At 64.9% G+C, this 9,520-nt stretch carries 10 protein-coding genes; 1 reads left to right on the plus strand and 9 read right to left on the minus strand.

The genetic code is table 11. The annotated features are described in order from the left end of the window. Nucleotides 1-34: 34 nt before the first annotated feature. The 4 genes from AOQ71_RS11515 to AOQ71_RS11530 all read right to left on the minus strand — a co-directional run bounded on the left by AOQ71_RS11515 (nt 35) and on the right by AOQ71_RS11530 (nt 4,895). Nucleotides 35-1,096, minus strand: a complete 1,062-nt coding sequence (locus AOQ71_RS11515; RefSeq protein ID WP_057746112.1) for an MBL fold metallo-hydrolase — start codon at nt 1,094-1,096, stop codon at nt 35-37. Between the two features lie 219 nt (nt 1,097-1,315). Beyond that, the gene (locus tag AOQ71_RS11520; protein WP_057746114.1) at nt 1,316-3,457 is read right to left on the minus strand and encodes a methyl-accepting chemotaxis protein; all 2,142 of its coding nucleotides are present in this window, start codon (nt 3,455-3,457) and stop codon (nt 1,316-1,318) included. Between the two features lie 167 nt (nt 3,458-3,624). Further along, a complete protein-coding gene (locus AOQ71_RS11525; RefSeq protein WP_057746821.1) occupies nt 3,625-4,350 on the minus strand; it encodes an outer membrane protein in 726 nt (241 codons plus the stop codon). 224 nt (nt 4,351-4,574) lie between these two features. After that, nucleotides 4,575-4,895 (minus strand): hypothetical protein, encoded by a 321-nt coding sequence (locus tag AOQ71_RS11530; RefSeq protein ID WP_057746824.1) that lies wholly within the window; start codon nt 4,893-4,895, stop codon nt 4,575-4,577. Between the two features lie 217 nt (nt 4,896-5,112). On the opposite strand from AOQ71_RS11530, the gene AOQ71_RS11535 reads away from it, so the two are divergent. Then, entirely contained in the window at nt 5,113-5,400 is a 288-nt protein-coding gene (locus AOQ71_RS11535; protein ID WP_057746827.1) for a hypothetical protein, read from the plus strand. Nucleotides 5,401-5,420: 20 nt separating this feature from the next. Here the strand turns inward: AOQ71_RS11535 and AOQ71_RS11540 are convergent, their stop codons facing one another. From AOQ71_RS11540 to AOQ71_RS11555, 5 genes are all read right to left on the minus strand, one after another. Then, complete coding sequence (locus AOQ71_RS11540) at nt 5,421-5,630, minus strand: hypothetical protein (protein ID WP_057746117.1); 210 nt, start codon at nt 5,628-5,630, stop codon at nt 5,421-5,423. Continuing rightward, a complete protein-coding gene (locus tag AOQ71_RS46280; protein WP_167353974.1) occupies nt 5,627-5,791 on the minus strand; it encodes a hypothetical protein in 165 nt (54 codons plus the stop codon). Before AOQ71_RS46280 ends, AOQ71_RS11540 begins: the two co-directional genes overlap by 4 nt. 166 nt (nt 5,792-5,957) lie before the next feature. Then, nucleotides 5,958-7,577 (minus strand): ABC transporter ATP-binding protein, encoded by a 1,620-nt coding sequence (locus AOQ71_RS11545; RefSeq protein WP_057746830.1) that lies wholly within the window; start codon nt 7,575-7,577, stop codon nt 5,958-5,960. Nucleotides 7,578-7,579: 2 nt separating this feature from the next. Next, the gene (locus tag AOQ71_RS11550; RefSeq protein ID WP_057746120.1) at nt 7,580-8,419 is read right to left on the minus strand and encodes an ABC transporter permease; all 840 of its coding nucleotides are present in this window, start codon (nt 8,417-8,419) and stop codon (nt 7,580-7,582) included. Continuing rightward, nucleotides 8,416-9,387, minus strand: coding sequence for an ABC transporter permease (locus AOQ71_RS11555; RefSeq protein ID WP_057746124.1), 972 nt, complete (start codon nt 9,385-9,387; stop codon nt 8,416-8,418). Before AOQ71_RS11555 ends, AOQ71_RS11550 begins: the two co-directional genes overlap by 4 nt. Between the last annotated feature and the right edge of the window lie 133 nt (nt 9,388-9,520).

The raw sequence follows: 9,520 nt of genomic DNA on the forward strand, positions 1-9,520 counted from the left end.
TGGCCGGGACAAGCCCGGCCATGACGGTGACCGCTCACGTCGTCCGGAACTGCAGCACGCCGTCCTTGGTCTCGGCCGTCAGCCGGCCCTCGACGATCATGTAGTTGACGTGGGCAACGAGCTCGCCGGCGGCAAAGCCCATCTGGTGCTCGTCGAGCACGTGCTTGTTGAACACGACAGGCACCAGTGCGCGCGAGGTCTGCGGCACCTCGCGGCAGGCTTCCGCGATCAGGCGGCAGCGCTCCTCGTGGTGGTCGGCGAGCTGCTTGATGCGGGTCTTCAATCCGTAGAACGGCACGCCGTGACCGGGCAGCACCAGGAGATCATAGGGCAGGGTAGTGGTGAGGCTGGCGAGCGAGGCCAGGTATTCGCCGAGCGAGTTCTGGTCGGGCTCGACCGCCCACACGCTGACATTCGGCGAGATCTTGCTCAGCACCTGGTCGGCGGACAGGAACAGCTTGTCGTCGGCGCAATACAGCATCACCTGGTCGAGCGCGTGGCCGCCGCCGGTGATCACCTTGAAGCGCCGCGTGCCGATCACGACCTCGTCGCCATGCGAGATGCGGCGGTAGGACGGCGGCAGCACCGAGACGCGCTTGAGATAATCCTGGCCGCGGCCGAGCAGCTTTTCGGTGAGCGACTCGTCCATGCCATGGCGGCGGAAGAACAGCCGCTGTGCCTCGCGCCGCTCCTCGGTACCGCGGTTCTGGTGATAGACCGATTGCAGATATTCCACCTGCGACATCACCAGCGGGCATTTGAACCGCTCGACGATCCAGCCTGCGAGGCCGACATGGTCGGGGTGCGAATGCGTGACGATCAGGCGCGTGATGTCGACGCCCTTCAGCGGCCCCTCGAACAGCTTGGTCCAGGCCTCGATCGTCTCCTCATTGCCGAAGCCGGCATCGATCATCGCATAGCCGTCGCCATCGGCGAGCAGGTAGATGTTCACGTGGTTGAGGCGGAACGGCAGCTTCAGCCGCGCCCACAACACGCCGGGCCTGATTTCCACGATCTCGTCGTGGCCGGGATGCTGCTCCCAGGGATAGCGCAGGGCCTCGGCCGAGGACTGCACGGTGTCTATTTTTGCGTTCATGCCACCGGCTTAAACCCGCTGCGCGCGGGGCGCCAGCCGAAAAAGGACGCGCGGTGGGCTCGCATAGCGGTCATTCCGGCGGCGCTATTCCGTTGCCCGGACGGGTGCGCAAGGCCAGAAGGCACGTCATTCCGGGGCGCGCGAAAGCGCGAACCCGGAATCTGGGGGTTGTGGAGCGAGATTCCGGGTTCGCCTCTTCGAGGCGCCCCGGAATGACAATCACGCCGCCCGCATATTGTTGAGGAACGCGTCGATTTCCCCGCGCAGCATGTCGGCCTCGCGGCGCAGCGCGTCGGACGCGCTCAGCACTTCGGTGGCCGCAGCGCCCGCCTCGGCCGAAGCCGTGGACACACCGACGATGTTACTGGAGACCTCGCTGGTGCCCCCCGCGGCATGCTGAATGTTGCGGGCGATTTCGCGGGTCGCGGCACCCTGTTCCTCGACCGCGGCCGCAATCGTCGTGGTGACGTCGTTGATCTCGCCGATGATCCGGCCGATGCCCTGGATGGCGCCGACGGCCGAAGTCGTGACCTGCTGCATGCTGGCGATCTGGGTGCGGATCTCCTCCGTCGCCTTCGCGGTCTGGCTGGCAAGGCTCTTCACCTCGGAGGCCACCACGGCGAAGCCGCGCCCGGCTTCGCCTGCGCGCGCCGCCTCGATGGTGGCATTGAGCGCGAGCAGGTTGGTCTGCGAGGCGATGGTCTGGATCAGATCGACCACGACGCTGATGCGGCTTGCGCCGTCGGCAAGGCTCTGCACCGTGGCGTCGGTGGCGCTGGCTTCATCCACCGCCTTCTTGGCGATCGCAGCCGAGGTGACGACCTGCTTGCTGATCTCCTCGATCGACGAAGACAGCTGCTCGGTGCCCGACGACACGGTCTGCACGTTGACCGAGGTCTCCTCCGCGGCGGAGGCAACCGCGTTCACCAGCGCGTTGGACTGGTCTGCTGTTGTCGACATGCTCTGCGCGGTCGCCTGCATCGAATTGGCCGATTGCGCGAGATTGTCGAGCGCGGTGCGCACCGTGCCCTCGAACTCCGCGATCTTGGCTTCCAGGTGCGCGGCACGCTCGGCCTTGGCGAGGCGATCCTTGTCCTGCTCGCTGGCAAGCGCGCGGGCTTCGATCATGCTGTCGCGGAACACCGTCAGCGTCTCCTTCATCGCTCCGATCTCATCATTCTGACGAGAGCGGACGATCTCGGTGTCTAGGTCGCCGGCGGAGAGCAACTGCATGGCGCGCTGAAGCTCACGGATACGGCGCAGGATGTTGCGGCCGACATAGAGCCAGACAAACAGCGCCGAGCCGATCAGGGTCAATCCGCCGAGGGCCAGCATTGCCGTCGTGGCGAGCGAGATCTCCTGGCGGGCCCGGAAGGTCGACGCATTGGTCTCCTTCTGCACGCCGTCGACGAGCGCCTGCACGCTGATGCCGAGACCGACATTGAGCTTGCGGGTCTCGTCCAGGATGGTCTGGCCGTAGTCGATGGAGTCGAGCTCCTTCTGGCGGATCTTGAACACGCCGGTCTTGCCTTCGCCGAAGGCGAACAGCTTCTCCACGGCGCTGCGCACGGCCTGCATCGAGGGGATGTTCGGGAGGTCCTCGAGGTTGGACTTGACGCGGTCGCGGGTGGTCTTGAATTCCTTCTCGATCGCCTCGAGCGTATCACTGCTGTTGGCCGAGAGTGCTGCCATCATGTCGGCGGCCATCAGATTGCCATTGGCGGAGATGGTCGAGACCTGGGCGACGGTGCGCGCGGCCTCGGTGGCGTCATCGGCCGAGACTTCCGCCGAACCGAGGATCGCGTTCAGGCGCGTCTGTGTATCCAGCATCGCGGGGCCGGCGGCGCCGACGAACGCGATCTGCGCCTTGCGCAGCGCTTCATATTGCTTGTCGTGCAGCGCGCCGGTGTCGAGCCGTTCGCGCGCCGCCGACACCAGGCTCTGGGTGGCCTCGTCGATGCTCTTGGCGGTGTCGCGCAGCGCGTTCGCGGTCTGCTGGTCTGCGCCAAGCTCGATGATCTCGCCGAGCTTGGCCATCGCTTGCTGCTGGATCTCCTTCACGTTCCTGGTGCGATCGTTCAGCGCGTCATCGCTGGGAGAAGCGAGCAGGCCGGGGCCTTGTGCTGCGAGCGTCGCGCTTTGCGAGGCGAGCTGAAGGCTGGCGGCGAGGCGGGGGATGTCGCGGCCGCTCAAATCCATCATGGTCGAGCCGAGATGGTTGAACACGAAGCCGGCGCCGGCTGCGATTACGAGGCCCATGCCTGCGATCACGGCGAAGGCCGCAATCAGGCTGCCACGCAATCCCCATTTCGGCATTTTGAAGCGCGGCTTGAAACGGCCCAGGCTCGGACGGATCGCCATCGAAAATTCCCCCACAGCAATGATCTCTTATTTTCGCTGCGCAGTATCGTCAGCGCGGGTTAAAAAATAGCATGTTGCACAAATGCTTGGCAGTTCCGCAGAGCGAAAAAAGAAAGGGCCGGCAGCGATGCCGGCCCTTGATAGCGAGAAGCGTCTGTCAGGCGCGATCAGTAGGGCCCGACGACCGGGCTTGCCCAGTTGAAGCGGTAGTTGAGGCCGGCCTTGAAGGTATGGTCGTCGGTGGTGAAGTTGCCGGTGCCGACCAGCGGGCCCGCGGTGAAGTGCGCATCGCCGAAATTGTAGTACTGGTACTCGGCCTTGGCCGACCAGCTCGGCGCGAACATGTATTCGAGACCGGCACCAACGGTATAGCCGTTGCTGTGATCGCCGGAGATGATGAAGCCGGTCGGCACGCCGCCAACAGTCACCTTCTCATTGTTGTCGGAATAGGCGTAGCCGCCCTTCACGTAGACCAGGCCGGGGCCCCAGGTGTAGCCAACACGGCCGGTGATCGAGCCGAGGCCACGCTGATCGTTGGTGTAGGCCACGCCGCCCGGGAACACCGCGCCGACGCTGCCGGAGAGCCAGGAATACTGGGCTTCGGCGCCGACCACGAAGTTCGGGTTGACCTGCCAGTCCATACCGGCCTGCACGCCGCCGAGGAAACGGCCGTTGCCGTTGTTGCCAGTGGAGAGGCCGTTGAAATTATTGTCGCTGGAGAACACACCGCCGACATGCGCACCGATGTAGAAGCCGGTCCAGTTGTAGATCGGCGCGGCATAGGCCGGCGCGGCCTTGCTGTAATAGGGGCGGGCGCCGAGGTCGGCACCGATCGCCGGCGCGGACGCGCCCACCACGAGCAGCGCAACGGTCGCAAACAGAATCTTCTTCATCGTCTCGAACTCCAACATTTCAGGTCCCCGGCAGGCGCGCAGTCCGCGCCGCGTTGGTTTTGCAGATAGCTCGCTTTTGAGGAAAATGCTGTCACATGCGTGGCACAACGGCCCCCAACCTAACTTATTGGGCTGCAATTGATTTTCGTGCTTAATGGCGGCTTAAGAAGTGGTGAAGGAAGGCTTAATTCGCGCAGCCTGCGGTAACCAGCGCGCGCGTTCCGTTAACCAAGACGCCGCCGCACCTCGTCGCGCATCTGCGCGCGGAAGGCCGCGCGCTTGGCCGGGCGGTCTTCCTCGCGCACGTCGTGGCGATCGAAGATGTCGAACTTCTCCAGGATCGGATAGCGCTCGCTCGCCATCGCGAGCACGCGCAGCACCTTGGTCGCGGCCAGCGTCGGGCCGCTGACCTCCCAGCGCCGGATGGTGTCGGCGCCCCCCTGCTCCGGCAGCGCGCACAGCTTCGCCATATCGGCTGCGGTGAGCTTCCGCTCGATGGCGTCTGAGAGGTCGTTGCGGAGTTGCTTCAGTTCGGGGCCGGTCATGTCACTCGCATCCGGAAAGCTCAGTGCCATGCCCTAGCGCTGATTCGGGTCGATCCGAAGGCGAGTATCGCGCGGCGCCAGTCCGCGCGGCGCCGATCCGCGCGGCGCCGGTCCCGGCACGTCCGTGTGCGCACGGAGTTATGAACGTGCTGCTCTGGAAAATCGTCCGAACCATGAACAGATGGCAGAGCAGGCCCTGACGAGGAAGGGATCGGCCATGACAAGCATCAAATTCGCCATTGCGGCGTTCGTCTCCGCCAGCCTGGTGGCAGCGCCTTTCGCAGCCGAAGCGAAGAAGCAGAGATCCAGCGGCCACCACAGCACGCGCGTGCTGGCGCCAACTTATAGCAGTCCGGGCGTGACCGCGGCCCAGCCGAGGCCCTCTTACGGCTCATCAGGGCAAACGGTCGGCACGGTCACGGCGCCGTCGATAGGAACATACAATTGGCCGACGGTCGGCGTCACCACTGCGGTTCCGACCTGGAGCAATACCAATCCAAAGTGAAATCATGCGCGACTGCGCCGCTAGATTCCGCGGCCGTTCTGCTGACCGATCACGCAGCGCCAGGCCGCCAGGCGTTCGGCCGGATGCTGGTTCATCCAGTCGGCAAGCTGCGGCGCGCCCATCAGGCAGGATTGAACCGAGACCTGCGCAAAGTCGGAGCTGGTGACGAGTTGCTCGTGGCAATTTGACGGTGAGGCGAGGCTGCAAAGCACGGCGACGATCTTGATCATGCGAGATTGCCCCTGTCGCTCTGGCGCGTATCGGCTCCGCCCGATTGCTCGCTGCCCGGATCGGTCGGCGGGAAGATGCTGTCGTAGATCGCGCGCGCTTCCTGGATGAGGCGAAGACGCTCGCGCTCGGACTTCGAGACAAACTGAATAATCTGGCCCATATCGGTCTCCAATAGATGTCAGATCCATCATCAGATGATGGAAATCATTCCATGCGAATGTGGGGCGCCGGCTTCGTCGTTGCAGCCGTGCAGGCAGTCACAAGGGATAAAAAACCCGTGACCGATCCGTTCCTAGGCGGACCGGAATACCGGACGGAACCGCGCCTCACGCGGCTGGCGCGCGTTCCTTCTGCCCCGGCACCGCCGCGAGCAGTTCGCGCGTGTAGGCATGCTCCGGCGAGGTGAACAGCTGCACCGTCGGCTTCAGCTCGACGATGGCGCCGCGCTGCATCACCGCGATGCGGTCGCAGATTTGCGCTGCGACGCGCAGGTCGTGGGTGATGAACAGCATCGACAGGCCGAGGCGCGCCTTGAGGTCTTCGAGCAGCTTGAGCACCTGCGCCTGCACCGAGACGTCGAGCGCCGAGACGGCTTCGTCGGCGACGATGATCTCGGGCTCGAGCGCGAGCGCGCGCGCAATGCCGATGCGCTGGCGCTGGCCGCCGGAGAATTCGTGCGGATAGCGCTCGAGCGCACCGGCGTCCAGGCCCACCATTTTGAGGAGATCGCGGGCGCGGTCGAACGCGACCTTCGGATCAACGCCGGCCGCGATCGGGCCATCGGCGACGATGTGGCCGATCTTGCGCCGCGGATTGAGCGAGGCGAATGGATCCTGAAAGATCATCTGGATGCGATGGCGTTCAGCGCGCAGCGCCTTGCCCGAGAGCTGCGTGAGATCGGTGTCTCCGATCCGCACTGTGCCGCGGTCGGCCTCGATCAGCCGCATCACGAGCCGCGCCACCGACGATTTGCCCGAGCCGGATTCGCCGACGAGGCCCAGCGTCTCGCCCTTGAGGATATTGAAATTGACTGCGCGCGCGGCATCGACGCGGCGGTCCTCGCGAAACCAGCCGCCGGAGGTGACGTAAGTCTTGTCCAGCCCGATCACCTCGACGGCCTTGGCCTGATCGTCGAGCGCTGCACGTTTCGGCGGGTGCATCGACGGCACGGCGGCGAGCAGCGCTTTGGTGTAATCGTGCTGCGGATCGTTGAACACGGTCGCAGCCGGGCCTTCCTCGACGACCCTGCCATGGCGGAGCACCACGACCTGGTCGGCGATATCGGCGACCACGCCGAAATCGTGGGTGATGAACATCACCGCCATGTTGCGGTTGCGCTGGAGGTTGCGGATCAGCTTGAGGATCTGCGCCTGCGTGGTGACGTCGAGCGCAGTGGTCGGCTCGTCCGCGACCAGCACGGCCGGCTCGAGCGCGAGCGCCATCGCGATCATGGCGCGCTGGCGCTGGCCGCCGGAGAGCTGGTGTGGATAAGCCCGCACGATACGCTCGGGATCGGGCAGGCCGACCTCACGCGCCAGCGACAACGCCTTTGCGCGTCGCTCCCTGGGCGTCAGCAGGCCGTGCGCCTCGAACATCTCCGCCATCTGGTCGCCGATCCGCATCAACGGATTGAGCGCGGTCATCGGCTCCTGGAAGATCATCGCGAGGCGGCGGCCGCGCAGATCGCGCCAGCCGTCGTCGTCGAGCTTGAGCAGGTCGTGGCCTTCGAACTGGATCTCACCGGAGACAACGGAGACCGAATTCGGCAGAAGTCCCATCAGCGCATGTGCGCACATCGATTTGCCGGAGCCGGATTCGCCGACCACGCAGACGATCTTGCCGGGCCGCAAGTCGAGCGAGACGCCGTCGACCGCGAAGGGACGTTCGGCGCCCTTGGGCAGGGCAATCCTAAGATTCTTGATCGAGACGGCGGGCGGGGCGGTCATCATCAGCGTCCCTCCCGCGATAGCCGCGGATTGAGCGCGTCATTGAGGCCTTCGCCGATCAGGTTCAACCCGAGCACCGAGATCAGGATCGCGACGCCGGGGAACACGGTGATCCACCAGGCCTGGCGGATCACCGTGCGGCCGGCGCCGACCATGTAGCCCCAGGAGATCAGATTGGGATCGCCCAAGCCAAGGAACGACAGCGAGGATTCCAACAGGATCGCGGTCGCGACCATCAGCGAGGCCAGCACGATCACGGGCGACAGCGCATTGGGCAGGATCTCGCGCAGGATGATCCAGCTGTGCGACTGCCCCGTGACCACCGCCGCCTGGACATATTCGCGCGTGCGCAGCGACAACACCTCGCCGCGGACGAGGCGGGCCACTGGCGGCCAGCTCACCACCGCGATCGAGGCGACGATCGAATAGATCGAGGGCTGCAGGATCGCGACCAGCACGATCGCCAGTGCAAAGCTTGGAATGGTCTGGAAGAATTCGGTGAAGCGCATCAAGGCGTCGTCGACCTTGCCGCCGAAATAGCCGGCCATGGCGCCGATGGGAATGCCGACGACCAGCGCGGCCAGCGTCGAGATGAGGCCCACCAGCAGCGAGACTCGCGCACCAAAGATCATGCCGGCGAATACGTCGCGCCCCAAAGCGTCGGTGCCGAGCGGCACGGTCGAAAGCGTGAAGGGCGGCAGGAACGGCCGCTGCACCATGCGCCAGGGCGAGTTCGGGAACAGCAGCGGCCCGAACACCGCGATCGAGATCGCAAGCAGCAGGATGATGAGGCCGATGACGCCGCTCGGACTTCTCAGCATCGATGTCCAGAACTGCTTCATGATGCGAATTCGATGCGCGGGTCGACCAGCCGATAGACCAGGTCGGTGATGAGGTTGAAGATCAGCACCATGACCGAGCAGGTCACGAAGACGCCGAGCAGCAGATTGTAGTCGCGCTGCAGGAGCGCGTCGTACATCAGCCGCCCGATGCCGGGCCAGGCGAACACGGTCTCGGTGATGACGGCCCCGCCGATCAGCGTGCCGGCATGCACACCGGCGAGCGTCACCACGGGCAGCAGCGCATTGCGCAGCACGTGGCGGCGCTGAATGACGGAATCCGAGAGGCCCTTGGCGCGCGCGGTCTTGACGAAATCGAGCCGCTTCACCTCCAGCATGGAGGCGCGCGTCATCCGGGTGTAGGTCGCCATGAAGAACAGGCCGAGCGTCATCGCCGGCATGATCAGGTGCTTTGCGACGTCGATGACATGAGCAAAGCCGGGCAAGTTCGCGCCGACCGTCTCGTAGCCGAAACTCGGCAGCCAATCGACCGTGACCGAGAACAGCAGGATGCCCATCAGCGCCACCCAGAAGATCGGCGTGGCGTAGAAGATCAGCGCAAAGATGGTGATGCCGGTGTCGAGGAAGGTCCCGGCGAAGCCGGCGGCGAAGGTGCCGAACAGAACGCCGAGGGCCAGCGAGATGGCAAATGCGGTGAGCGTGAGCAGCAGCGTCGCCGGCAGCCTCTCCGCGATCAGCTTCGCGACAGGTGCCTGCTGACGGAAGGAGAAGCCGAGATCGAGGGTCGCGATACCCTTGACGTAGATGAAGAGCTGCTCGGGCAGCGGCTTGTCGAGGCCGAATTTTTCCCGGAGCTGCTGCACGAAGATCTGGTCGCTGGCCCCGGCCTCGCCCGCCATCACCACAGCGGGGTCACCGGGGGCCAGCCGGATCAGGAAGAAATTGAGGACCACGATCGCAAGCAGGACGATCACGCCCTTGAGGACACGCTGGGCGACAAAGGAGAGCATGTTAGAAAGTCATCTTGGTGACGTGACCTTTAGCCATTGGGGCGGTGCGCTCCCTCGCCCCGCTCTTGCGGGGACAGGGTTGGGGTGAGGGGCCTCTCTCCGCACGCGAGAATGCTGGCGGACCTGTACCCCC

This window comes from Bradyrhizobium manausense, from assembly GCF_001440035.1.
GTDB classification, from domain to species: Bacteria; Pseudomonadota; Alphaproteobacteria; order Rhizobiales; family Xanthobacteraceae; genus Bradyrhizobium; species Bradyrhizobium manausense.

Excerpts from the sequence above, each read along its gene's own strand:
- AOQ71_RS11515 (WP_057746112.1), bottom strand. The coding sequence starts at position 1,096 with ATGAACGCAAAAATAGACACCGTGCAGTCCTCGGCCGAGGCCCTGCGC.
- AOQ71_RS11520 (WP_057746114.1), bottom strand. The coding sequence starts at position 3,457 with ATGGCGATCCGTCCGAGCCTGGGCCGTTTCAAGCCGCGCTTCAAAATG.
- AOQ71_RS11525 (WP_057746821.1), bottom strand. The coding sequence starts at position 4,350 with ATGAAGAAGATTCTGTTTGCGACCGTTGCGCTGCTCGTGGTGGGCGCG.
- AOQ71_RS11530 (WP_057746824.1), bottom strand. The coding sequence starts at position 4,895 with ATGACCGGCCCCGAACTGAAGCAACTCCGCAACGACCTCTCAGACGCC.
- AOQ71_RS11535 (WP_057746827.1), top strand. The coding sequence starts at position 5,113 with ATGACAAGCATCAAATTCGCCATTGCGGCGTTCGTCTCCGCCAGCCTG.
- AOQ71_RS11540 (WP_057746117.1), bottom strand. The coding sequence starts at position 5,630 with ATGATCAAGATCGTCGCCGTGCTTTGCAGCCTCGCCTCACCGTCAAAT.
- AOQ71_RS46280 (WP_167353974.1), bottom strand. The coding sequence starts at position 5,791 with ATGGGCCAGATTATTCAGTTTGTCTCGAAGTCCGAGCGCGAGCGTCTT.
- AOQ71_RS11545 (WP_057746830.1), bottom strand. The coding sequence starts at position 7,577 with ATGACCGCCCCGCCCGCCGTCTCGATCAAGAATCTTAGGATTGCCCTG.
- AOQ71_RS11550 (WP_057746120.1), bottom strand. The coding sequence starts at position 8,419 with ATGAAGCAGTTCTGGACATCGATGCTGAGAAGTCCGAGCGGCGTCATC.
- AOQ71_RS11555 (WP_057746124.1), bottom strand. The coding sequence starts at position 9,387 with ATGCTCTCCTTTGTCGCCCAGCGTGTCCTCAAGGGCGTGATCGTCCTG.